Below are 22,982 nucleotides of genomic sequence, written 5' to 3'. Positions count from 1 at the left end.
TCGAAAACTAAACTCGTCTATGAAGCTACCGGAAATCATTATAAAGATACATCAAGGAAAATTGTAATGCGAACTTTTGTGGCAATTGAGATTTCAGAAAATGACATAAAAAAATCTATTAAAGATTTTCAAAATAAATTACAAATTAGTGCAAAACCGATAAGTTCAGATCAATTACATTTTACATTACAATTTTTAGGAGAAATTTCTGAAGAACAAATACAAAAAGTAATTGAATCACTACAAACAATCAAGTTTTCTGAATTTACCATAAACTTGAAAGGAATTGGGGCATTTCCTAAACCAAAGTTTCCACGAGTAATTTGGGTTGGAACAGATGAAGAGGGAGGGAAGAATCTGATTGAATTGGCAAAAAGAGTAGAAAATGTGCTTAAACCTCTAGGATTAATTTCGGATAAACCATTCAAGCCACATATTACAATATTTAGAATTAAAAAGAAGATTGGAGATATTACAGAGGAATTGAATAAACAAAAGTTTATGGATTTTGGAATGCAAAAAATTTCTAGGATTATGCTGAAAAAAAGTGAACTTACATCTGAGGGACCAATCTATTCTAATTTAGAGGAGGTAATTGCTGTAAAATGAAAAAAATTATTGCCAACATGATGAGAAATGTAATTCCGACAAAAACAGTAGAAAAATCAAAAGAAGGAATTGCACAAACAGCATTAGGATTAGTTAAGAAAGAAATTGAAAAGTTTCCTGAAATTATAGGAGTAGAATTTGGAGGATCATATGCTAAAGGCACATGGCTATCAAAAGATGCAGATGTAGATATTTTTGTTAGATTCAAAAAATCAACTTCAGAAGAGAAATTTGAAAAAATCTCTAAAAAAATTGGTTTTGATTCATTGAAGGAATTTTCTCCATATGTAAGATATTCTGAGCACCCATATGTTGAGGCTAAAATGAAGGATACAAAGATCAATGTTGTTCCATTTTATGATGTAAAAGCAGGTGAATGGAAAAGCGCTGCAGATAGATCACCATTTCATACAAAATTCATGTCAAAATCATTAACACAAAAAATGAGAAATGAGGTTAGAATTCTAAAGACATTTCTAAAATCAAACGGAATCTATGGTGCAGAAATTGCAAAACAAGGATTTAGTGGATATGTTTCAGAAGTTCTAATTTTGCACTTTGGAAGTTTTGAAAATATTATAAAATCAATTTCTAAAATTGAAGAAAAACAAGTTATTGGAAAAACTTCAAAGAAGTTTGATACATCTTTAGTAATAATTGATCCAATAGACAATAATAGAAATTTAGCTGCTGCAATATCAGATGAAAATATTGGAAAATTTATTCTTGTTTGTAGAGCCTTTAAAGAAAATCCTAAATTAGAATTTTTTAAGAATAAAAAATCAAGAGTTTCAAAAAAACATTGGAGAAATGTATTATCAATTAGATTTAGTTTCAAAATGAGAAGCCCAGATATAATTTGGGGACAAATCAAGAGAACCACATCATCATTAAACACGCAGTTAGAATTAGCTGGTTTTACAGTGTTAAGGAGTAAAGCATACACGGATCAACAAAAAGAAGCTTGTCTCCTATTCTTTTTAGAATCCACAAAAATTTCTGATATTTATGCAAAAAGTGGACCAGAATTTTTTAGAGAAGGTAGTTCAAAGAGTTTCATTTCAAAAAATCTTACAAATACAGGAATAGTATGGGTAGGAAAAAATAAAAAAATCATCTCTTTAGAAAAGAGAAAACACGTAGATGCTAGAAAATTCATGACTGAATTTTTGAATAAAAATCTTCAAACAGGCATACCAAAGGGCCTCCAAGCTGATTTCAAACAAGGTTTCAAAATCACTATTGGAGAAAAAGGGTTAAGCAAATCAATTAAAGAGGTCGCAAGTGAGTTGATCTCAACTGATGGCACACTCCTTCATTTCAATTAAGAAATTTGTGAATGAGCCATACTCAGAAATTTTGGGGTATCCAAAATCAACTCCACGTCAAATAAAGTCTAGGATAAAGGAATTAGACAAATTAAAAATTAAATCAATTTCATTGACAGGTCCTACAACATTAGGAAAACTAGAGATTCTTGGAAAAGGATACGTGGGTGTGGTTGTTCTTGCAAAAAAAGGAAGTAAAGAAGTTGCATTAAAGATTAGAAGAACAGATTCACAAAGAAAAGAAATGAAGAGTGAGGCCAAATTATTGAAGTTAGTAAATTCAGTAAATGTTGGGCCAAAAATGATTGATGTAAGCAAAAATTTTCTAATAATGGAATACATTGAAGGAATCAAAATTGTTGATTGGGTAAATTCTCTCAAAGGGACAGGTAGTGTAAAAAAATTGAAACCAACAATAAGAAAAGTTCTTGAAGATTGTTATAATTTGGATCAAATTGGTTTTGATCACGGGGAGCTAAGTAATATCTCAAAACATGTTATAGTTGGAAAAACAAAATCTACTCTAATAGATTTTGAGAGTTCCAGTGTTAAAAGAAGACCATCAAACGTCACATCAATTACTCAAGCAATTTTTATTGGTTCAGGAATTGCAAAAAGAGTACAAAAAATTTACAAAAATCCACCAAAGGAGAAAATTATTGGTGCTCTAAAACAATACAAACAAGAAAAATCTCTTGAAAATTTTGAAAATCTCTTGAAAATTTTGAAAATGTAATGGGAGCGGCAGGATTTGAACCTGCGACCACTAGTCCCCCAGACTAGTATCATACCAAGCTAGACGACGATCCCTTGTCTCAGAGGCACAAAATGAAATTATTAAATCGTCGTATTAACAACCAAAAATTATGAAAATTTGTAATATTTGTCACAAGCTTTCTGCAACAGGAGAAGACCATATAGACTGCATTCAAAAACGAAGTATAGAGTTGGAAGCTGAAGATTTCAAAAATAATATTCCTGAAAAACTAAATCTTTCTAAAGATGATAAAGATCTTGGTGTTGAAATGAAAGCTGTTTTAGAACATCTTGCAAGAGAAAAAGAAAATTCTGATTAATTAAAGCCATTTGGAGAGTCTTTCTTTTTCAAATTCTAATTTACTTGAAAGATTTTCAGAAGTTTGTTCAGAAATACTAGTAGAAGGTTCTGGTTGTGAAAACATATCAACTTCAATGATTGAAGCTGTATCTCGTCCTGATTCAATAAAACATCCGCCTTTTCCATCAAATAATTCAGATTCTTCTTTTGATTGAAGTTTTGAGACAATATTTTTTGCAACAGTTATGCCCTCACCTTCTGCAAAAACTCCAGCCTTTGGTACTGCCTTATTTTCTGTGACTACTAAGCTGGTAACATCACCTACTGCATATACATTCTCAAAAGGAGTTTTACAATCTCTATCTATTGGAATAAATCCAGGTTCTTTAGCTAATCCAGAATCATAGATTATTTTTGGTGCAACATGAGGTGGAACAGCTAAAAGCAAATCAAATTCAGCTTCACCATTTTCAAAAATTAATTTGTTTGATTCAACTGATTTTATTTTAGATGAATTATGAAAAGTGATTTTTTCAGAATTTACTAATTCAAGAATTTTTTTGCTGACTTCAGGACCAGCTGCAGGTAATGTAATTGGAGCTGGACTGTAAAAATTAATTTGAACATCATCTCGGATCCCACGCTTTCTAAGCATAGAATCTATCAATAAACTAGCCTCAAATGGTGCGGGAGGACATTTGTATGGCAGTCCCATTATAGAAATAGCAATTTTCCCGGAATCAATATTTTGGAGTTTATTATGAATTTCTGAAAGTTGATTATGATCATACAAATTGAATCCATTTTTAATTAATCCAGGAATTTTTTGTGGAGCTAAAACTGCACCTAATGATATTACAAGAAAATCATATGATACATTTTCTTGTTTCGTTTTGACATTTTTGTTTTGAAGATCAATTGATAATATTTCATCTTGCATGAAATTGATTTCTTTTTTTTCTAATTGATTTAGATCGCCAATAGAATTTTTAAATGTTCGGGTCCCATTTATTATCCATAATTTTGCAAATCCTACCATAAACCAGTCTTTTTTATCAATAATTGTGATTTTGACTTGTGAAGAAGACAATGAGTTTCTAATCTCATTTGCAGTAGCAAGTCCACCAAAACCTCCTCCTAAAATTACAACGTGTGGAATATCTGTCAAGTTAACGTTCTTGTGTTGTGGGTCTTATCAGGATTTCATTGACATTAACATAAGATGGTGAGTCAACTGCATACAAAATGGCATTTGCTATATCTTCAGCATGTAGAGCTTCCATTTTTGCTGCATTCTCTACAAATCCCTTTAAGGATTCATCAGTGATTGTGTTATTGAGTTCTGTGTCCACAACACCAGGTTCAATACTTGTTACTCTAATGTTTGAACGTATACTGAATTCTTGTCTCAATCCCTCACTAAATGCGGCAATTGCATGTTTTGTTGCACAATACACACTACCAGCAGGAAAGACAATTCTTCCTGCTACAGATGATAGATTAACAATATGACCAGATTTTTTTTCTTTCATGTGAGTAATAACTGATGCAGTAGAATACAAAACACCTTTGATATTCACATCAATCATTCTATCCCATTCATCTACTTTGAGATTTTTGAAGAAGCTTAGAGGCATAAGGCCTGCATTGTTAACTAAAATATCAATAGAATTCCATTTTTCTAAAACAGCTTTTGCAAAATTATCACATTCTGATTTTTGTGTAACATCTAGTTTTTGATAAAATACTTCCCCGCCATTTTCAGTAATTTTGTTTGCAAGTTCTTCTAATCTATCAACTCTTCTAGCACCAATAGCAACTTTTGCACCTGCTTTTGATAATGCCAAAGCAGTGGCAAATCCAATACCGCTACTAGCTCCAGTTATTATTGCAACTTTATCTTTAATCAATTAGTCACACTAAATTTTGACATCGTAAAAATGTTTAGCCTAGAAAAATAATTCTCAAAAAAATACTGGCAACTTTTTTAAAAGAAAAATAGTAAATAAAATTGTGAAATCTGAAAAGTGTGCGTATTGTGGAGATTTAACAGATTTACCATTCCAATGCAATTACTGCAAAGATCCATTTTGTTCAGAGCACAGACTTCCTGAAGAACACAGATGTGTAAAATTAAGCCAAATTAGAGCAAAGCGGTTTGGTGAAAAAAAAGTTATCAGGGATGGAGGAAGAGATAGACCAAATATTTTTAGAAGAATTTTTGGACGTTTTTAGTAAGGACTTTTTTCAGGAGAAATTTTTGCACGTCTTCCTTGATAGATTAATGCAATAGCAAGTGCGAACATCACTAATGCAGTTAATGGGAAATTTTGTGGTGCTGGTAAAATGAACCAATAATAAATTCCAAAACCAATTGAAACTACAGCTTGTGTCCATAATTTTGCCCATTTGGGAGCTTTAACTGCTCTACTGATTCCCTCAACAATAAAAATTCCAATTACAGGGTAAATTGTGTAAAATAGAAAATCAATTACATCAACACCTGTATGAGACATCTAATTAGAAATGAAGTAGGTATAATTTCTATCTAATCTTCTAAACGAACTTTTGTTGCAGCATTTTTAGCAATGAGTGCCTGTGCATTTTCATATGGAATAGTAGCAATATCCTCAGTTTTGAATGGCCCATATTTTTCAAGGTCAGCACCTACAATTTCATCTACTTCTTGTAAAAATCTCACTGCAATTCTCTTTGTTTTATGATTTTGTGATAATGATTCAAGAAATTTTGATTTTCCATTAATTGTTGCTGAAAGAATCATCTCTTTCCGGTCTTTTTCTTCTTCTTGTGAATCAAGAATGAATTTTTCTTCATCTAAAAGAAAACCAATTTCAAGGTCTTTTGATTTTGAGATTTTTTCTAATCTGATATTTATCAATAGAGATGTCAATTCAGTAGCCATTTCTATCATGGCATCTTTGATTTTGCTTTCAACACCATCAAATTCCTGTTTTTTCAAATTTCCCATAAAGTCAGATAGGTTTCTGTAAAAGTTTGGATCAATTTCTAGTAGAGACTCATCTTCAGCTTCTCGTAAAACAGTATGATGTAGATAGTTGATATCAATTTGATTTGTTTCGGACATTTCTTACCTAATCCTTAAATGCTGGATGTATTTGTGTTTGATTGAAGTATAAAATTGCCCTATAAAGTCAGTCACGGAAAAGCAATGCAAGTATCGTATTCATCTGACGAAGTTTTCTCAAGGATTCAACATGAAGGTATCCAATTTATTGATCTTCAATTTACTGGGCTAACTGGCCATTTCCACCACACTACAATTTCTGCCAATACTTTTACACCTGAGCAAATGAGAGATGGACTACCAAAATTAGATGGTTCATCAATTATTGGATTTACGAGTATTGATGATTCAGATTTACTCTTAAAACCTGATCCAAATACATTTGCAATAATTCCATGGATGACTGAAAACAAGACAGCTAGATTGCTTTGTGATGTCTATTGGGGAGAAGACAGAGGCAGATTATCAAGAGATCCTAGAGGTATTTCACAAAAAGCAGAAGAATACATCAAGACACAAGGGTTTGACTTTAGTACATGGGGTCCAGAAGTAGAATTTTTTGTTTTTGATAAAGTACATTGGGATGTACTAACACCATACAAAGGACAATCCTATTCAATTGAATCAAAGGAAGCACCATGGAATCAATCAGGTGATGGATATCCTATGGGATTACAAGAAGGATATTATCCTAGTACGCCTGCGGACACTCTTACACCATATAGAAATGAATGTGTAAATATTCTCAATAAGAATTTTGGAATTTTATGTGATAACCATCACCACGAAGTAGCAACAGCAGGACAATGTGAGATTGATATCAAATATGATTATATGACAAATGCTGCAGATGCCGCACAATCTTACAAATATGTGATTAGAAATGTTGCTCAAAAATATGGCAAAGTTGCAACAATGATGCCAAAACCAATTGCAATGGACTCAGGTTCTGGAATGCATGTTAATGTCAGTTTATGGAAGGGAAAAGATAATGCATTTTATGATCCAGACGACGAAATTGAATTAAGCCAGCTTGGAAGATACTTTTGTGGTGGAATAATTAATCATGCAAAAGCATTATCAGCAATTTGTAATCCAACTACAAACTCCTATCATAGATTAGTTCCCGGTTATGAGGCTCCAGCATACATTGCATGGAGTTCTGGAAATCGTTCTGCAATAGTTAGAGTCCCAAAACATCTGAAAGGTAAGAATTATTCAAATCTAAAGAGATTAGAGTTCAGAGCTCCTGATCCGTCATCAAATCCATATCTGGTGTTTGCAGCAGTAACTGCTGCAGGAATGGATGGGGTCAAGAAGAAAATGGATCCTGGAGATGAAGTTCGTGACGATATATTCAAAATGACAAAAAGTGATAGAAACAAGAGAGGAATAGGGGTTCTTCCAAAGAGTCTTGGAGAAGCATTAGATGAGCTAGAGAGTGATAGAAAATTCCTCAATCCAATTTATACAAATGATGTGATTGACAAAATCATTGAATTAGAAAGAAGAGATCAACGTGAGATTTCCATTAGACCACACCCACATGAATTTTATCTGTACTTTGATGTCTAGATTCGTCCACTAATTTCAAAAATATAGTATAATGAAATTGCCATTAGAATAAATCCACCTCCAAGAAATATTCCTCTTCTTTTCTCTGATGTTGCAGCTTTGTACAACAAAATACCTCCTGTAAGTCCTACAAACAATACCAAAACCCCTACAACAACACTATCAAAACTGGTGTTAGTGATTAATGGATGGAAAAATCCTGCCAGTAATGCAAAGAATGCAACCAAGTAAACATACTTAAAACCAGTAAGAAGTTTTGACGAAGTTTCATTCAATGTTGTTCGTAAAGTTGGTTATCAAATAAACTTTTGAAAAAAATTGCAAAATAATTTACATCATTCCGCCCATGTCAGGCATTCCACCCATACCGCCCATTCCAGGCATTCCAGGTGGCATTCCGCCCATTCCAGGTGGCATTCCGCCTTCTCCACCACCAGGTGGACCACCAGCAGATTTCTGAGTAGCAATTACATCATCAATTCTAAGAATCATACATGCAGCTTCAGCAGATGCTGAAACAATTTGGAGTTTTACTGCAAGAGGTTCAATGATATCACTAGATTTCATATTAGCAATCTTTCCTTTCATAACATCAATACCTGTCCATTTCTCACCTTTCTGTTGTTTTGAACGCAATAAGGTAAGAGTATCAATAGGATCCATTCCAGCGTTCTCTGAAAGTGTTAATGGAATTGCTTCTAAAGCATCAGCAAATTTTTCTGCAGCTAATTGTTCTCGTCCTTCAAGGGATTTAGCCCAGTTTCGGAGTTTTGTAGCAGCATAAGTTTCAGGAGCTCCTCCGCCTGCTACAATTTCTGGTTTTTCAATTACATCTTTTACAACCATTAGAGCATCATGAACAGAACGTTCTACTTCATCAACAACTCTTTGTGAGCCACCACGTAAAAGTAATGTTACAGATTTTGGATGTTTACATCCTTCAACAAATACCCATTTATCTTCTTCAATCTTTCTTTCCTCAACAAGATCAGCACTGCCAAGGTCTTTTTCAAAGAGATCATCAAGGTTTGTAACTATTCTTGCACCTGTTGCTTTTGCTAGTTTTGTTAAATCACTTTCCTTAATTCTTCTAACAGCAATGATTCCTGCTTTTGCCAAGTAATGTTGTGCCATGTCATCAATTCCTTTTTGACACAAAACTACATTTGCGCCAGAACCGATAACTTTGTCAACCATCGTTTTTAGCATTCTATTTTCTTCATCTAGAAATGATTTCAATTGTTGAGGATTTGAAATGTTAATCTTAGCATCAGTTTCAGTTTTACTGATTTCTAATGCAGTGTTAATCAAAGCAATTTTAGCTTCATTGATTTTTCTAGGCATGCCTCCATGAACAATTTCTTTATCCAAAACAATACCTTGAACAATCATTGAGTCTTTTATTGAACCGCCTGCTTTCTTTTCAACTTTGATATCATCAATATCAACATCATAGCTTTCAGAGTCTTTTTCTGCAACAGCAAGAACTGATTTTACAATAATATCTGCAAGTTGGTCTGAGTCTTTTCTAACAAGTTTAGTTTGCATTGAAGTTTTTGCAATTTTATTGAGAATATTCTTATCATTTGCAGAAATTTTATCGGATATACTTTCAAGAAATTGTTTAGCCTTTCTAGCAGCCTTTCTATAACCATCAACAATAATTGTTGGATGAACATCTTGATCAATTAATGATTCAGCATTCTCAAGTAAGGCTCCTGCCAAAACTACTGCAGAAGTAGTTCCATCTCCAACTTCGTTGTCAGTTGTTTTAGAAATTTCTACAAGCATTTTTGCTGCTGGATGTTGAACATCAATTTCTTTGAGAATTGTTGCTCCATCATTTGTAATAGTAACATCTCCTAGTGAATCAACTAGCATCTTATCCATGCCTCTAGGACCTAAACTGGTATGAACAATTTCAGCAACTATCTTTGATGCAGCAATGTTGTTCTTTTGTGCATCTTTTCCTTTAGTTTCTGAACCGCCTTCTTTGAGCAATACGACTGGCATATTTCCTTTAGAAGTAGCTTGCATACCCATTGATGCAAAAACTCCAGATTCCCCTTTTATACCTTCCAGATCAAGATTGGATGGTTTGATAGTCTATCGGTGTTTTTAAATTGGGAAAATCAGGTTGCAAAATATGGCAAAATCACAAAATAAAGAATCTTACAATAAAATTTTTACAAAATTAAAAGAACACCATAAATGGTTTGAGAACTCAATTCCGTTAATTGCCAGTGAAAACATTCCAAGTCCTGCAGTCAGAGAAGCCATAATCTCAGATTTTGGCAATAGATATGCTGAAGGTTGGCCTGGAGAAAGAGTCTATGCTGGTTGCATCTACATTGATGATGTAGAGTTTGAATGTATGAAATTAGCCAAAAAACTTTACAAAGCAAAGTTTGCCGATGTAAGACCAATTTCAGGTGTAGTAGCAAATCTTGCTGTATATTCTGCTTATTCTAATCCAGGAGATGTTATGTTAGCCCCATCTATTCCAGCTGGAGGCCACATCTCACATGGTAAAAAAGAACATTCCGGAACAGCTGGATTAGTTCATGGTTTGGAAATCGAGTTTTACCCATTTGATGCTGAAGAGATGACAATTGATGTTGACAAGACAAAGCAAAAAGTGAAGGAGTTAAAGAAAAGCAAACGACTACCAAAAATTGCAATGTTTGGAGGTTCGTTGTTTTTGTTCCCACATCCAGTCAAAGAACTTTCAGATTTTCTAAAGAGTTATGACATGCATATCAATTATGATGCAGCTCATGTTGCAGGATTAATAGCAGGAGGAAAATTCCAAGACCCACTCCGCGAAGGAGCAGATACAATGACAATGAGTACTCACAAGACTTTGTTTGGTCCTCAAGGTGGATTGGTTTTAGGTTCTGAAGAACACGAAGAACCAATCAAAAAAGCAACATTCCCAGGACTTACAAGTAGCCATCATATCAACAATATGGCAGGAAAAGCAGTTGCATTTGCTGAAGCATTAGAATTTGGAAAAGATTATGCTGTTCAAGTCATAAAGAATGCAAAATCATTTGCTGATGCATTAAGTGATGCAGGATTCAAAGTTTTAGGTGAAAGTAAAGGATTTACACAATCACACCAAATTGCGGTAAATGTCTTAGATTATTCTGATGGTGGAAAAGTTGAGGCGGATTTGGAGAAAGCCAACATAATTGTAAACAGACAACTAATTCCAGGAGACATTAAAGCTGGAAGAAATTATTTCCATCCAGGCGGAATTAGATTAGGTGTTTCAGAAATTACTAGACTTGGAATGAAGAAAAATGAAATGCAAGAGATTGCTTCTTTTATCAAACAAGTAGTGATAGAAAAGAGAGATCCTAAAAAATTACTTTCCAAAGTAAAGTCATTTAGAAAGAACTACCAAAAGGTAAAATTCTGTTTTGACAACAAGTTAGGTGCTTACGAATACGTCAAATTGCGATAATTCAGGCATAGTCTGTAAGAAGTGATTGGTCGCCTGGGCTTTTTCCAAATACTAGTTCAATCTCATCAGAAAGTGCATGAATTCTTCCTCTTTGATATTCACTGACATCATATTTGTCAACAAGTCTTTTTGCAAGTTTTAGATATTTTTCTACAGAGCCACGAGTTATTGTAGGAATCAGTTTATGACCACAAACACAAGTTTGGATTAGTGGCATACGACGATATGACTTACCACATCCAGTGCACCTAAAGTTTTGTCTAGCATATGCCCTCAGATTTCCCATGATGTCTGGTACTAGATGAGTCGAGATGACATCTGAAACGATTTCTGAAGTATTTACAGCATCAATTAGATCAGCATTTCTAACTTGCATATCGAATTTATCAAGCATTGAACCAAGAGTGGAATACGCACTACGTGATTTGGAAGTTGTAAGAGATGATGTGGTATGTGTAAAATAATAGTCATAGAACTGCCTTTCTGTTTCAAGTCTAGATTTGATTATTTCTACAGATGAGATGTCAGGTGATTTAGTTTGTTGAAGTGTTGATTCAAAAAATTCCAATGGTAATGATTTTGTTACCTCAAGATTATGGGCTTGGGGTTGGGATTCATGTGGTAAAACAAGAGGCTGAACAAGTAGTGGTGCATCCATTAACCCACCAATTGCATCTGAGAGGAATTGTCTTGAGAAATTCAAAAGACTATCCATCAACAACATTATAGAATCTGCATCTCCGTCTGCATCTCTTCTTTTTGCAGAATGCCAATTGGGTGTTGCAAAACACACATGGGTTTCAGAATAGCCAATAATTCTACCTACAATTCCAACTGATGTGTGAGGGGCAAGACCGATAATCAGATGTCCAATTAATTGTTCAGAGTTGCTGACATTATAGAATGCAGTTTTGCCGTAGAATTTTTCTAAAAGTGTATCAATGTATTTACAAATTGAAACGAGATACTTGCCACTCTCATATGGAATAATTACATCTTGCATCCGAAGCTCAACTATTTGTTCAGCATTTTCAAGTAAATTTCCATCAACATCATGAGAATATCCTAATTCTTTGAGTTTTTCAACAGATGTTCCAATCCAAGAGGGTTTGAATTGAGTTAGAGGGGAATTTGTTGCATCAAATCGAACGGTTCCATCCTTGAATACTGTCAATCCATAGTTTTGACGAACCAGTCCTTTTTCTAAAGGTTCGGCAATCTTATCTTGACTGATTAATTCCTTAACTCCTTTGAATGGTTCTTGTGCACGTAGGCGAATTTTTTCTTGGGCTTCGAGTAGTTTTGATTTTAGTGGAAATTCCTTATGAGAGTAGGCTAAAGCAGTTCGTTTGCATTTTTCACAAAAAGGTTCTTCAAGTGAATCTCTGCAATGTGGGCACCTATAGGTAACAGTGGTCTTTGTATCGCATTTTGAGCATTTAATTCCAATTGATGGGGTATTGCATTGAGTACAATGTCTATTGTGAATATTAGTGAAAAAGTGTTCATTTCTAGATGCTTTTAGAAGATCTCGTGTAGGTCCTCCTTTGTCACTAATTGGAAACAATACATGTGTTGGTGGTTTCATCTGTCTTGGAGCAGATTTCTCAGGTCTTCCGATTCGTACCCCAATGGATGTAGAAAATTTGTTTTTAATTTTGATCCCAGAAGATTTTGAAATAATTTGGGGAACGGAAGAATCATCAATTTTTGGTTCTTCTCTAAACAACAAATTAAAGAAAATTTTTGCTTCAATATTTTCAAGAATAATACTGTCGTTTTCGACTTTATGTGGAACTCCTAATTTTTCAAGAATTTTCTTTGTTTGTGAAGAGTAGATAATTGAAGTTTCATTGATTGTTTTTGGATTCAAAAGTAGCCCAAGTTCTTCAGCAGACATCTTATCCCAATAATACAGGTAATGAGGATGAAGAGCCATATCAAAATCAATTGAGATTTTCAATGCCTCATCTATCGTAGGGATTCTATTGAGAAATTGAGTTAGATATTTGTCTTCAGGCTCGTATTTCTCAATTTTTTGTTTTAATTCCTCAATCCAGTATTCCTCTACATATCCTGATGGAACAAGCTGTGCATTATTTTCAAGGAAATCACCAAAAGATATCAAGATATCCCCAAGATGGAGTATTTTTTCAATGTCGTTTTTAATTTCAATTCCATGTTTTACATCCTTAATCTTTACAACATTTCCATTCTTCAAACGAACCACTGGAGTTTCAATTGAATCAACAAATGCTACAGTTGAGCCTTTTCCTGGAATGTCAATCTTGATTTGAGTTCCAACTGCAATTGTGTGATCAAGTATTTCAGCTACAACAGGATGAATTCCAACTGCAGCAAAGCCAGTATTGCATGCTCGTCCATATCTTAGTCGAAATCCTCCTAATGTGTTAGGCATGGAAAGGACTGATCTGCCTGTAATTACCTCATGCATTCTTTTGGTAGCTGCATCTTCTTGTTTTTCACCAGTCTGAACTGCGCCCTTTAGGTCATTAAGCCACTCCCAACCATCAAGATTGTACATTTCAATTCTTTTGAGCAGTTTCTTGGATCTGCCTATAAGACCGTCATTTAGGACACGTAGAGCGCCTCCTCTTACTCTGTCAGTTTTGATTCGTGCCATAGATTTGTGATTTACAACCTCATAGGGGTCTGTATCAACACCATCCAGCTCTACTGGTAGATTAGAAATCACATGTTCAATATCCTCATCTAGGATATGGAATTGAAAGCTGCTGGCCTCTCTTTCATAGATTCTTAACTCCTCAACAAATCGACCTGTTTCATCATCAAACGAATTGGCCTGAAATTTTGATAATCCTGCTGTCTTTCTGACGTGATCTGCAATTAACATAGTTACAGCAGATTCTGTTCCTCCAGCAGAACGCATAGGACCTGCAATGGAAACTGAAAGGTATTCAGAACCATCTTTGTTTTTCTTAATCTTTACCTCACTAATTCCTTGCAATGGAGCAATTGTTACTCCTTCTGTAACAATTGCCAATCCAACACGTACTGCCAGATCAAGTTTTTCTTCCAAAGTAGAATCAGGAAGTGAGTATTTCCCCTGTGCAATCTCTTTTGATAGAATTAATGCAGAGAGTTCTTTTCCATTGATTTTTAGAAGTTCTCTAAGGGGTTCAGCAATATCAATTTCGTGCATTTTTGCCACTCGATCTGCCAGATCAAATGCGATTTTCGGCTCAATTATGCCTGAAGAGTCGACTAGGCTAGATTTTGCTGATGCAGCTTTCTCAAAAATGGTGTATGTTTCTGTTGATAGACTAGAGTAGTAATCAGAATAGTAATCAGGCATCTTAATGCCACTAATACGAGAAATTGCGTCATTTTCAGACATAATAGAGTACTATTACTTGCTTCTTTGAATTGCTTTTGTTATTTCTTCGAGTTTCTTGAGACTTCCACCTTTCTCAAGGAAAGTGCCAATTACTAGGGCATCAGCTCCTGCTTTAACCAAGTTCTGGGCGGTTTTTACATCCTTTATCCCACCACCTACAATCAAAAATCCATCAAACAACTGTCTTACAGTCTTGACCATCTCAGGTGTAACACTAGATTTTGCACCAGAGCCTGCCTCAAGATAGACGAATCTCATTCCAAGAAATTGAGCTGCAAGTGCATAGGCTGCAGCGATTTTGGGCTTTTCAAATGGAATTCCTCTTGCAGAACCAACAAACCAAGCAGTTGTACCTTCTCCTATAACCAGATATGCGGTAGGGAGTGGTTCTAGCCCAAATTTTAGGACACTTGGTGCACCTAGGGCTTGTGCTTGTGTGATAAAGTATGGGTTTTCTGAGTTCATTAAGGAACTAAACAAAATGGCATCAGCGTCAGGCACAACACCTGTAACGTTGCCAGGAAACAGGATTATTGGTATTTTGATGCCTTTTTTGATGCCTTTTACCACCTGTGCCATCTCTATTTGATCTGTAGCAGACGAACCACCAACCAAGATTGCAGATGCCCCAATCTTTTCAACATCTTTTGCTAGTTTAGCAGATGCCTCTAGATTTGATACCTCTGAGTCTATTAGAACAAACAATAATGCATTTTTCTTTTTTAATTCTGATTTTAGGAATGTTTCAACTTTGTTTCCAGCCATAGAAATGGTTTGTATGTGGCTCTTTAAAGTTTAATTGGAATGTCATTATACAGATTTGTATAGCTATGTCGGAGTTTGAAGGATCTAATTTTAACAATATTATTAGAAAAATTATCAAAAAATCTTTGTTTACAGAGCGACAAATTGAAATTATTTTAAATCAGAAGAATCTTCTTGAATCAGAGTTTTCAATTTCAAAAGGTGCGTATTATAGGCAAGTTGGGCAATCCAGAGAGAAATTAGTCTCATTATTCTACTCAATCATACTTTTACGCGGTTTAGGCATCATTTTGCCTGATGATATTGATGTGATATCCAAGTTATCTGAGCAGATTAGTGTGATAAATGAGAGTGTCATATTCCCAGAAAGAGAGGAAGAGGTCATTAGTGTGATAGATAGGCTCGTAAGACAGGCATGTAGTATGTGATGTTGTGATAATTGTTTAGTTCAATCAGTTGAGTTGTTTGTGATAATTGTGTGAGTTTGTTAATCTAAAGTGTGAAATAATGTTGTTCTATCACGATAAATCACAATGCAGGCATAAAATTTGTGATGTTAGTAGAGATTCCTGACCCAGAAGTGATTTTGAGTGTGATATTGGCCTTCATTGTGGGTTTGGGAGGTTTGTATGGATACTATAAGATTCGACCATTCATCAAATCTAAGAGTGAGATGGTTGATACATCACAATCTGAGCGTTTAGAGTACTATGAAAGGCAGTTAATTGATATGAAAATACGCCTAGATGCATTAGAAATCCAGGGAATTGAGCAAAAAACAGAGGATCCAAATTTGGAATTAAAACAATTCTTGGAAAAATTAGCAAAGAATGAAGTTCAAGAAAAGGAAGTTGTATTATCACAGGAGCCAGAAAAAATTCTTGAAAAACCAGTTTCCACGCCTAAAATTGCCAATATTGAGCACGCAAATCCTACCAATTACGTGTTGCATCTAATCACAAACAAAGCTATGACATCACGTGATATACAAATCACATTAAAGAAGAGTAGGGAGCATACTTCAAGACTGATGAAGAAGTTGTTTGAAGAGGGTCTTGTTCAAAGAAACACTGAATCTAAACCATACACGTATTCCATTACTGAAAAGGGAATAGCAAAGGTTGGAGAAGTTGAAACAAATCCAACTGTTGCCTAAAAGATATCTTTCGAGTTTTCCCAAAGTCATTTTACATAATTTTACGCAAAAAATACCATTTTTTATTATTAATTATAATTAACATATTTTATTAAATTATATATATTATTAATTTATAGTTATAATATGTCCATTCAAGAAAATGAAGTCTTGGTAAAAATTACATCTGCTGGGACAATTTCTATCCCAAAACAGTTTAGAAAGTATATGGACATCCAAAAAGGCGAATATGTAAAATTAATTCTTGGAAAAGACCGTTTGATTGTTAGAAAAATCACTATATCTTGATTGATTTAGTGTTGTTTTTGGCCGATTTTTATGGTTTGATAGGTCCATTCTCTACCATTTCTAGTCCTATCCACCCTACCTTTTGAGGAAAATCTTGAGAGATATGTGGAAATTACACTAAGTTTGATAGGTTCATTGAATTCATCCTCATATTTTTCAAGAATGTTAGTTGATGTGAATTTGCCCATAGGGAAGAACTTGTCAACAATATGCCAAATTTTAGAGCCTACAGAATCTATGTTGGTTGTGGTTTCCTCTTCTTCAATATTCATCAAGTCCATCATCTCAAATATTTTCAAGACTTTGTCCCTGGTTACATTACCTTCAAGTTTAATATCATAACGTGCACCATCAGAGTCTTCCATGTCTATACGAATACGTTTTTTGGCCATGTTAGGATCTATTCGATCTGATGTTAACAGTTCAAATGATCCGCGAAAATTTGTTAACTAAATGGTTTGTTAACATTGACTGTGTAAGTCACGCCTAGCCATTTTTTTATTATTAACAATTAGTCATGTTTAAGCCCCCTAAATTAAGAAATATTCATGCCTGGAGTGGAAATAAAGGGGTTAGATTTGAGATATTCACAATGTTAACGTCAATCTTAACGCCTGGAATGGAAATTATGGGGTCAAAACAGGGTTTTTTGGAGTTTTCTTAACACTAAATTAACATGGTTGTTAACCTCTATGGAACCCACACACCAATATTTCCACTCTTCTTTTTTCTATTTTTTTTTTTTTTTGAAAAAAACAAAAACTAACTAAAAATAATTAATTACAAACTAAACTAGAATTACTATTCTATTCTATACTCTCTTAATTGAGATATGGTTAAGATGAAATTGATAGGAAACAAAGGTGTGTGAGTATGTCTGATCCGATTGATAGATTATTAGATGCAGCTGAATCTGGCAAATCAATTATTAAAAACAGGGAAATCCTACATTTTACCTACATTCCAAAAACCATTCAACATAGGAATAATGAACAAGAACAAGTTACCCAATCACTCTTGCCAATTCTCAAACAATCAAGACCGTCTAATCTCCTAGTTTATGGGAAACCAGGAACTGGTAAAACACTTGTCGTCAAAAAAGTTATTTCAAAAATTCAAGAGAGAGTGGAGAAGTCAAATTTCCCAATAAAATTAATTTATTCAAATGCAAAAAAAGAGACCACACTTTATGGATTACTGGTCAGTTTTGGGCGTCAATTAGGCCTAAATGATAAGGAATTACCCTCAACTGGTTTGGCTATTAGTGAGGTATTCAAACGAATCCTAAACAATATTGATCAAGAGAAACTCAATGTAGTCTTTGTAATTGATGAGATAGATTACCTAGCCGAATTGGTTTCAAAGACTGGAAAGGACATCTTATACCAATTAACCAGAGCAAATGAAAGCCTTAATTCTGGCTCATTAACTTTAATTGGAATCTCAAATGACCTAACCTTCAAAGAAAAATTAGATCCTAGAGTGATTAGTAGCCTGGGAGAAGAGGAAATTGTCTTTACAAATTATGATGTTGAACAGATAAAGAAAATTCTAGAAGAAAGGATATCTGAAGCCTTTGAGACCGAATCCGTGGATGATTCTGCCCTAAACTTATGCGCTGCTTTGGCAGGAGGAGAACATGGTGATGCAAGACGAGCTATTGATTTGATTAGGGTTGCAGGCGAACTAGCTGAAAGACAACAATCTGACAAAGTCACCGAAACCCATGTACGAGACGCATCCCAAAAAATTGAGGAAAACAAAGAAGAGACATCCCTCAAATCATACCCACTACATGAAAAATTAGTCATACTTGCTATAATGAAGGCAAATGGTTCTTCTACTGGAGAAATCTACTCATCATACAAAAATCTCTGTAAAGTAGTAGGACGTGATGAGCTTACACAAAGAAGGATTACACAAATGTTAAGCGAGATTGAACTTTCTGGAATTATCTCTGGAAGATTGATTCATCAAGGAATTCATGGTAGGACAAAGAAATACAAACTAACAGTTTCATCTGAAATGGTAAAAAAGACCTTCAAAGATGATCTAACTTTGCAGGATATTGTCTAAATTAGAATTGTAATTTTGGTGGAATACTTGAAAGGTTTTCAAATTAACTAACAAAGCAATTCCAGGATTAGGAGTCATTCCAACACTTGCCTGAAACGGTGTCTGTTTTTGCCAAGAGCCTGAGTTAACTAACAAAATACCCTTGTACATATCCAACTGGGCTTTGTGGACATGACCTACATGAAAGATATCTGGAATATCCTCAATTACCATAAGATCCTGCATCTCAGGAGCAATGGGTGTTTGACTACCATAAATTGGACTAAGATGTCTGGCCCTTAGTAGATGCTTCATTACATTTGTTGGCTTGTCATAACTTAATCCTGGTGTAGTCTTTACAATATCATCAATACTTTGACCATGAAACATCATCACTTTAACACCATTTAGTGAGACAACAGCAGGGTTTCCAACCATTATGACATTTTCTCTATCCCATAACCCAGAATTGTATTTTTTTGGTATTGCTGGTTGAGGCAATGCCCTTCTACCAGGATCATGGTTTCCAGGCATTATGATTATCTTGATGTTTTTTGGAATCTGATCAATCAAACTTTCAACTTTTTTGAGTTGCTCTTCTATGGTTTGGCAAACCAATTCCTTATTCTGATTTGGATATATCCCAACCCCATCAACTACATCTCCACCAATCAAAACAAATCGGATTTTTTTTGCGGTAGGATCTGGACTAGAAATCCAGGAAACAAATTCTGCAAACTCTTCTTCCATGAAGTATTTACTTCCAATATGCAAATCAGACAGAAAAACAGCATATGATTCTGATTCAGACTTGTTAGTGGCCTGATCAGGAATATCAGGCATAATCAAATCCTTTATGATAAATCCTGAATTTTTCCCTACACTAACTCTTGCCATTACAAATTGATCTACTAGAAGAGTATCGGCTGTCTTTTGGAGTTCATTATCAAAAATAATCCCCTCAAGTGAGCCTGAGGGGTCTTCTAAAACCAACTTTGTAACATTTCTCTCACTATTTCTTGTAGTTACCAAACCGCAAACATACATGTCATCCTCAGATCTTTCGTTTTTAACAAAAGTTAGAGACTTTAACATTCTAGATTCTGGCCTGTCTGAAATTATTCGTTTTAGTTTGTTAAATCTACTAGAAAATAACGCATTATACCCTTTTACTCCCTCACCAGTGGTTATCTTGTCTGTGGGATCCAACAATACCTTAACTTCATTTTCTAATGATGGGTCATCTTTGATTCCAAGATATGTCTCTAAATCATCTTGATTGATTTGAAATAATTTCTGTTTTGTTTTCTCTCTAACAATTTCCTTTATTATTTTCTCTAGTTTTTTTACATCAACATTTTCTAAAATTTTAAAGGCGTCTGGATGAATTTGGAATCCTTTGTTTAGTGCATAATTTAATGCAAAGGACAATTCCTTTTTCATATCAAAAAATATGATGTGGTTTAATTAAATCTGCGCCTACGAACCCTCAAATATTGTTCTAATTGTGTTGTGTTATGAATAAACTCCGAATTTCCTTATTTTTTATATTCGTGGGAATCTTTGCAGGTACATATCAAATTGGTTCAATGTCTACAGTAAGTCAAGAGGAAGCTGACATTTTCATGTCAGAGTTTGAAGAGTTGGTAATGGATATTGATGGATTTGGAATATTTACTCATAATACAACAATAGCACTTCCAATGTTTATTCCAGGGTTTGGCATTGCTTGGGGACTTTTTTCAGCATGGTCAACAGGATTTGCATTTGCAGCAATTACTACGACTGCTCCAATTTTAGAAAAAGTCCCTCCACTGGCAATTCTATTTTTGTCTCCATTTGGATTGATGGAGCTTACTGCATATTCATTAGGAATTTCTAGAAGTTTTATTCTGATTAGAGCAATTACTAAAAAATTTGGTCTGAGAACTTTAATCAAACCTACTGCAATTGAAATTAGTATTGTAGTTGGATTGCTTTTGGTAGGAGGGTATCTGGAATTTTACATGATTGAACTTGCCCAGGAACAAGGCCTTCAAATGCCTGGGCTTGACATCTAATCCCCTTAGGATTTGCCTATTGAGTCTAAAATAATTTAGTAGCAAATTATAAACCAAATTAAAGGACAAATTTATTGTGAAGTTGGCAATATCATTACTGGCATTATTGGTAATTTTCTCAGGATATCTTTTCAACGAATCATTTGCAGAAGTTTCTGAAAACCAAGCCTTTCTTTTAGAAGGATCTGGTTTTGCTATAACTGAAGAACAAATCAAATTTACTGAAATTGATTTAGGTCTCTCATCTCAAGAACAACGTGGAAGTACAATTGGGTTTGTTATTGAAGATGGATTTATCACTCTTGATGATGAGGAATTCATAATTTCAGAATTAGAAGGAAAATTTTTGCGTGAAGGCCGTTATATTCGAATTAATGGAGATATAGAAAGTTCTAGTGGAGTTGAAACAACAATTAGCTTCTTTGGACGACTAGTTGCAGAAAGTAAAGACGCAGCGGTGTATGGTTTTACTGGTAGAATTACAACATCTGATGACACATACAAAATAATCTACACTACAAAATTATCTTCATTATCAAAAATCAACACAACTCCAACATTAGAAGACACAAAAGAAGTTGCAATCCATATCCTTGGAGGTTCTTCCTCACAGGGTCTTTTAGATAGTTATGTTGATGCCGGTGAAGCACAATCTACAACAGATCCAACAAGATTACGATATTTCTCTGATGATAGAATATCAGTAGAACCTGGCACTACTATTACAATTGTAAATGATGATATAGTCTCTCATAATATTATTAGTGGAAAAGAAAACTATGGTGATAGACATAATCCATTTACACCCGATGAAAGAATTTCAACAGGGGATATTGCACCTGGCAACTCTATTAACATAACATTTGATGATGCAGGATTTTACAGATTGTATGATCCAGATTACCCATGGATGAAAATTGTAGCATATGTGTTCCCAAATTCAGATAATTTGATACTTAGAGAGGGACAAAATCTAGGAAACTAGTTTTCCCACTGCCATCTGTAATTCATGTATGAGTCTAGGCTTGTTTGATTAAACACCATTACTGACAAATCTGAGAACTCTTTTCCTTCCAAATCTTTTACAGTTCCCTCAAAACTGGTTTCATTTTCAGTCGTTATGACCTCAAAAACATGAACTTTAATCCTTGTAGTGTCAAAACCACATTTACGAAGATAAACTGCAATTTCTGATGGCATAAAATGCTTGTCTGGTTGTTTTGGCCAGGGTCTTGGAACTAAAACAACACTAAATCCATCAATCAATGCTTTTTGTAACTCTAGTTTTTTATCTTCAATTGGAGTTGTTACATGCATTGTAATCACTTTAGATTTATCAAGTGGTATTTGTGCCCTAGATGCTGCTACTTGTATCGAACTAATTCCTGGAATGATTTCTACTTCACCAAAAATTTCTATTAATCTATCTACTACTTCAGATTCTGAAAAATTTACATCTCCAGTAAATGGAATCACTAGAGTTTTATCTCCTAATCTTGGAAGAACTTCTTGATAGGATTCTTCTTGATTATTCATTGTAATTTCATGAATTTCTTTTCCTTCAAGAAGATGTTCAATTGTTTTTAGAGTGTATTTGTACCCAATCACAATATCACAATTTTGAACTATATCTTTAACAACTTCTGTAACATATTTTGGTGAACCTGGACCTACACCTACAGCGAAAACTTTTCCCAATTTTACTTTGTAAATTTCTGTCTGTCTTTAATATATTGCACAAATGGCTCCCAATCTACTTTCATGTATTTTGTAGGCTCTTTTGCTGGATATTTTACCCAATCTTGGGCAATAGAATACTGAAATTTCTCTTTTTTACCATCTTTTTCGTATTCTAATTGTAAAACACTTCCCCATGTTTTTTCTTCAAAACTAATATTAGAAATATCATCAAATGATAATTCTGTATTTCTTTTATCCTCTACGTCATTCATTAACTCTTGCTCATCATAACCATCATGACGTATCATGGTATTTTTTGATCTGATAAAATTAATTACTTGTCTTTGAGTTATTGCCTTCCACCATTTCATCTTGGCTTCAGTTTTATGAATAAACATTAGATGTTTATCAGTAAGAACCAACATTCCTTCTTTCCCCCCAATTGATAGAAATTTTTTTGATTCTCTCCATATTGAAACAATATGTGCCTGAATCTTTTCATCAGGTTGCATAGG

General features: G+C 34.3%; 25 protein-coding genes and 1 tRNA gene. 13 read left to right on the top strand and 13 right to left on the bottom strand.

Annotated features, from left to right (window positions below):
- The first annotated feature begins 66 nt into the window (after positions 1-66).
- The 3 genes from thpR to ACQY22_RS03390 are packed head-to-tail and all read left to right on the top strand — an operon-like array spanning position 67 to position 2,673.
- A complete protein-coding gene (gene thpR, locus ACQY22_RS03400; RefSeq protein WP_428325139.1) occupies positions 67-609 on the top strand; it encodes an RNA 2',3'-cyclic phosphodiesterase in 543 nt (180 codons plus the stop codon).
- Positions 606-1,937 (top strand): CCA tRNA nucleotidyltransferase, encoded by a 1,332-nt coding sequence (gene cca / locus ACQY22_RS03395; protein ID WP_428325138.1) that lies wholly within the window; start codon positions 606-608, stop codon positions 1,935-1,937. Before thpR ends, cca begins: the two co-directional genes overlap by 4 nt.
- Positions 1,912-2,673, top strand: a complete 762-nt coding sequence (locus tag ACQY22_RS03390; protein ID WP_428325137.1) for an RIO1 family regulatory kinase/ATPase — start codon at positions 1,912-1,914, stop codon at positions 2,671-2,673. The genes cca and ACQY22_RS03390 overlap by 26 nt, the downstream gene beginning before the upstream one ends.
- On the opposite strand, the gene ACQY22_RS03385 is transcribed toward ACQY22_RS03390, so the two are convergent.
- A tRNA-Pro gene (locus ACQY22_RS03385) sits at positions 2,674-2,747 on the bottom strand.
- 56 nt (positions 2,748-2,803) lie between these two features.
- Between ACQY22_RS03385 and ACQY22_RS03380 the strand changes: the two genes are divergently transcribed.
- Positions 2,804-3,013, top strand: a complete 210-nt coding sequence (locus ACQY22_RS03380) for a hypothetical protein (protein WP_428325136.1) — start codon at positions 2,804-2,806, stop codon at positions 3,011-3,013.
- Here ACQY22_RS03380 and ACQY22_RS03375 read toward each other — a convergent pair whose 3' ends face one another.
- The gene (locus tag ACQY22_RS03375; RefSeq protein WP_428325135.1) at positions 3,014-4,162 is read right to left on the bottom strand and encodes an NAD(P)/FAD-dependent oxidoreductase; all 1,149 of its coding nucleotides are present in this window, start codon (positions 4,160-4,162) and stop codon (positions 3,014-3,016) included.
- A gap of 1 nt (position 4,163) precedes the next feature.
- The gene (locus ACQY22_RS03370; protein ID WP_428325134.1) at positions 4,164-4,904 is read right to left on the bottom strand and encodes an SDR family oxidoreductase; all 741 of its coding nucleotides are present in this window, start codon (positions 4,902-4,904) and stop codon (positions 4,164-4,166) included.
- A gap of 103 nt (positions 4,905-5,007) precedes the next feature.
- Between ACQY22_RS03370 and ACQY22_RS03365 the strand changes: the two genes are divergently transcribed.
- The gene (locus ACQY22_RS03365) at positions 5,008-5,229 is read left to right on the top strand and encodes an AN1-type zinc finger domain-containing protein (RefSeq protein ID WP_012216169.1); all 222 of its coding nucleotides are present in this window, start codon (positions 5,008-5,010) and stop codon (positions 5,227-5,229) included.
- Here the strand turns inward: ACQY22_RS03365 and ACQY22_RS03360 are convergent.
- Both ACQY22_RS03360 and ACQY22_RS03355 read right to left on the bottom strand, forming a co-directional pair.
- Positions 5,226-5,510, bottom strand: coding sequence for a hypothetical protein (locus ACQY22_RS03360; protein ID WP_428325133.1), 285 nt, complete (start codon positions 5,508-5,510; stop codon positions 5,226-5,228). The genes ACQY22_RS03365 and ACQY22_RS03360 overlap by 4 nt on opposite strands.
- A 32-nt stretch (positions 5,511-5,542) precedes the next feature.
- The gene (locus tag ACQY22_RS03355) at positions 5,543-6,100 is read right to left on the bottom strand and encodes a hypothetical protein (protein ID WP_428325132.1); all 558 of its coding nucleotides are present in this window, start codon (positions 6,098-6,100) and stop codon (positions 5,543-5,545) included.
- A gap of 54 nt (positions 6,101-6,154) precedes the next feature.
- Between ACQY22_RS03355 and glnA the strand changes: the two genes are divergently transcribed.
- Positions 6,155-7,615, top strand: a complete 1,461-nt coding sequence (glnA, locus tag ACQY22_RS03350; protein WP_428325131.1) for a type I glutamate--ammonia ligase — start codon at positions 6,155-6,157, stop codon at positions 7,613-7,615.
- Here glnA and ACQY22_RS03345 read toward each other — a convergent pair.
- Positions 7,612-7,890, bottom strand: a complete 279-nt coding sequence (locus ACQY22_RS03345; RefSeq protein WP_428325130.1) for a hypothetical protein — start codon at positions 7,888-7,890, stop codon at positions 7,612-7,614. The genes glnA and ACQY22_RS03345 overlap by 4 nt on opposite strands.
- A gap of 55 nt (positions 7,891-7,945) precedes the next feature.
- Complete coding sequence (gene thsB, locus ACQY22_RS03340; RefSeq protein ID WP_428325129.1) at positions 7,946-9,658, bottom strand: thermosome subunit beta; 1,713 nt, start codon at positions 9,656-9,658, stop codon at positions 7,946-7,948.
- Positions 9,659-9,761: 103 nt separating this feature from the next.
- Between thsB and glyA the strand changes: the two genes are divergently transcribed.
- Positions 9,762-11,084, top strand: coding sequence for a serine hydroxymethyltransferase (glyA, locus tag ACQY22_RS03335; protein WP_428325128.1), 1,323 nt, complete (start codon positions 9,762-9,764; stop codon positions 11,082-11,084).
- Position 11,085: 1 nt separating this feature from the next.
- Here the strand turns inward: glyA and ACQY22_RS03330 are convergent, their stop codons facing one another.
- Together ACQY22_RS03330 and ACQY22_RS03325 are read right to left on the bottom strand one after the other, a co-directional pair.
- Entirely contained in the window at positions 11,086-14,463 is a 3,378-nt protein-coding gene (locus ACQY22_RS03330) for a DNA polymerase II large subunit (RefSeq protein ID WP_428325127.1), read from the bottom strand.
- Positions 14,464-14,475: 12 nt separating this feature from the next.
- A complete protein-coding gene (locus ACQY22_RS03325) occupies positions 14,476-15,228 on the bottom strand; it encodes a geranylgeranylglyceryl/heptaprenylglyceryl phosphate synthase (protein ID WP_428325126.1) in 753 nt (250 codons plus the stop codon).
- Positions 15,229-15,293: 65 nt separating this feature from the next.
- On the opposite strand from ACQY22_RS03325, the gene ACQY22_RS03320 reads away from it, so the two are divergent.
- From ACQY22_RS03320 to ACQY22_RS03310, 3 genes are all read left to right on the top strand, one after another.
- Positions 15,294-15,656 carry a hypothetical protein gene (locus ACQY22_RS03320; RefSeq protein ID WP_428325125.1) on the top strand — a complete coding sequence of 121 codons (363 nt, stop codon included), beginning with the start codon at positions 15,294-15,296 and terminating at the stop codon, positions 15,654-15,656.
- Between the two features lie 125 nt (positions 15,657-15,781).
- Positions 15,782-16,384 (top strand): winged helix DNA-binding protein, encoded by a 603-nt coding sequence (locus ACQY22_RS03315; protein ID WP_428325512.1) that lies wholly within the window; start codon positions 15,782-15,784, stop codon positions 16,382-16,384.
- A gap of 126 nt (positions 16,385-16,510) precedes the next feature.
- A complete protein-coding gene (locus tag ACQY22_RS03310; RefSeq protein ID WP_012216180.1) occupies positions 16,511-16,672 on the top strand; it encodes an AbrB/MazE/SpoVT family DNA-binding domain-containing protein in 162 nt (53 codons plus the stop codon).
- A gap of 5 nt (positions 16,673-16,677) precedes the next feature.
- Here the strand turns inward: ACQY22_RS03310 and ACQY22_RS03305 are convergent, their stop codons facing one another.
- Positions 16,678-17,064, bottom strand: a complete 387-nt coding sequence (locus ACQY22_RS03305) for a hypothetical protein (RefSeq protein WP_428325124.1) — start codon at positions 17,062-17,064, stop codon at positions 16,678-16,680.
- A 481-nt stretch (positions 17,065-17,545) separates the two neighbouring features.
- On the opposite strand from ACQY22_RS03305, the gene ACQY22_RS03300 reads away from it, so the two are divergent.
- Complete coding sequence (locus ACQY22_RS03300) at positions 17,546-18,748, top strand: Cdc6/Cdc18 family protein (RefSeq protein WP_428325123.1); 1,203 nt, start codon at positions 17,546-17,548, stop codon at positions 18,746-18,748.
- Here the strand turns inward: ACQY22_RS03300 and ACQY22_RS03295 are convergent.
- Positions 18,725-20,170 (bottom strand): DNA-directed DNA polymerase II small subunit, encoded by a 1,446-nt coding sequence (locus ACQY22_RS03295; protein ID WP_428325122.1) that lies wholly within the window; start codon positions 20,168-20,170, stop codon positions 18,725-18,727. The two genes, ACQY22_RS03300 and ACQY22_RS03295, sit on opposite strands and share 24 nt — an antisense overlap.
- Before the next feature lie 74 nt (positions 20,171-20,244).
- Here ACQY22_RS03295 and ACQY22_RS03290 point away from each other — a divergent pair, with 74 nt between their 5' ends.
- Positions 20,245-20,787 (top strand): stage II sporulation protein M, encoded by a 543-nt coding sequence (locus ACQY22_RS03290; RefSeq protein WP_428325121.1) that lies wholly within the window; start codon positions 20,245-20,247, stop codon positions 20,785-20,787.
- 76 nt (positions 20,788-20,863) lie between these two features.
- On the top strand, positions 20,864-21,772 hold the full coding sequence (locus tag ACQY22_RS03285; protein WP_428325120.1) for a cupredoxin domain-containing protein: 909 nt from the start codon (positions 20,864-20,866) through the stop codon (positions 21,770-21,772).
- Here the strand turns inward: ACQY22_RS03285 and cbiE are convergent.
- Positions 21,769-22,485, bottom strand: coding sequence for a precorrin-6y C5,15-methyltransferase (decarboxylating) subunit CbiE (cbiE, locus tag ACQY22_RS03280; protein WP_428325119.1), 717 nt, complete (start codon positions 22,483-22,485; stop codon positions 21,769-21,771). The two genes, ACQY22_RS03285 and cbiE, sit on opposite strands and share 4 nt — an antisense overlap.
- A 2-nt stretch (positions 22,486-22,487) precedes the next feature.
- Positions 22,488-22,979, bottom strand: coding sequence for a hypothetical protein (locus ACQY22_RS03275; protein ID WP_428325118.1), 492 nt, complete (start codon positions 22,977-22,979; stop codon positions 22,488-22,490).
- Between the last annotated feature and the right edge of the window lie 3 nt (positions 22,980-22,982).

The organism is Candidatus Nitrosopumilus sp., from assembly GCF_965263415.1.
Taxonomy (GTDB): domain Archaea; phylum Thermoproteota; class Nitrososphaeria; order Nitrososphaerales; family Nitrosopumilaceae; genus Nitrosopumilus.
This window is presented reverse-complemented; position numbering and strand designations above follow the sequence as displayed.

Coding starts and splice junctions, on each gene's coding strand:
- thpR (WP_428325139.1), top strand. CDS start 67: ATGCGAACTTTTGTGGCAATTGAGATTTCAGAAAATGACATAAAAAAA.
- ACQY22_RS03360 (WP_428325133.1), bottom strand. CDS start 5,510: ATGTCTCATACAGGTGTTGATGTAATTGATTTTCTATTTTACACAATT.
- ACQY22_RS03320 (WP_428325125.1), top strand. CDS start 15,294: ATGTCGGAGTTTGAAGGATCTAATTTTAACAATATTATTAGAAAAATT.
- ACQY22_RS03380 (WP_428325136.1), top strand. CDS start 2,804: ATGAAAATTTGTAATATTTGTCACAAGCTTTCTGCAACAGGAGAAGAC.
- ACQY22_RS03315 (WP_428325512.1), top strand. CDS start 15,782: ATGTTAGTAGAGATTCCTGACCCAGAAGTGATTTTGAGTGTGATATTG.
- ACQY22_RS03275 (WP_428325118.1), bottom strand. CDS start 22,979: ATGCAACCTGATGAAAAGATTCAGGCACATATTGTTTCAATATGGAGA.
- cca (WP_428325138.1), top strand. CDS start 606: ATGAAAAAAATTATTGCCAACATGATGAGAAATGTAATTCCGACAAAA.
- ACQY22_RS03290 (WP_428325121.1), top strand. CDS start 20,245: ATGAATAAACTCCGAATTTCCTTATTTTTTATATTCGTGGGAATCTTT.
- ACQY22_RS03295 (WP_428325122.1), bottom strand. CDS start 20,170: ATGAAAAAGGAATTGTCCTTTGCATTAAATTATGCACTAAACAAAGGA.
- ACQY22_RS03325 (WP_428325126.1), bottom strand. CDS start 15,228: ATGGCTGGAAACAAAGTTGAAACATTCCTAAAATCAGAATTAAAAAAG.
- ACQY22_RS03310 (WP_012216180.1), top strand. CDS start 16,511: ATGTCCATTCAAGAAAATGAAGTCTTGGTAAAAATTACATCTGCTGGG.
- ACQY22_RS03300 (WP_428325123.1), top strand. CDS start 17,546: ATGTCTGATCCGATTGATAGATTATTAGATGCAGCTGAATCTGGCAAA.
- ACQY22_RS03330 (WP_428325127.1), bottom strand. CDS start 14,463: ATGTCTGAAAATGACGCAATTTCTCGTATTAGTGGCATTAAGATGCCT.
- thsB (WP_428325129.1), bottom strand. CDS start 9,658: ATGGGTATGCAAGCTACTTCTAAAGGAAATATGCCAGTCGTATTGCTC.
- ACQY22_RS03390 (WP_428325137.1), top strand. CDS start 1,912: ATGGCACACTCCTTCATTTCAATTAAGAAATTTGTGAATGAGCCATAC.
- ACQY22_RS03355 (WP_428325132.1), bottom strand. CDS start 6,100: ATGTCCGAAACAAATCAAATTGATATCAACTATCTACATCATACTGTT.
- ACQY22_RS03305 (WP_428325124.1), bottom strand. CDS start 17,064: ATGGCCAAAAAACGTATTCGTATAGACATGGAAGACTCTGATGGTGCA.
- glyA (WP_428325128.1), top strand. CDS start 9,762: ATGGCAAAATCACAAAATAAAGAATCTTACAATAAAATTTTTACAAAA.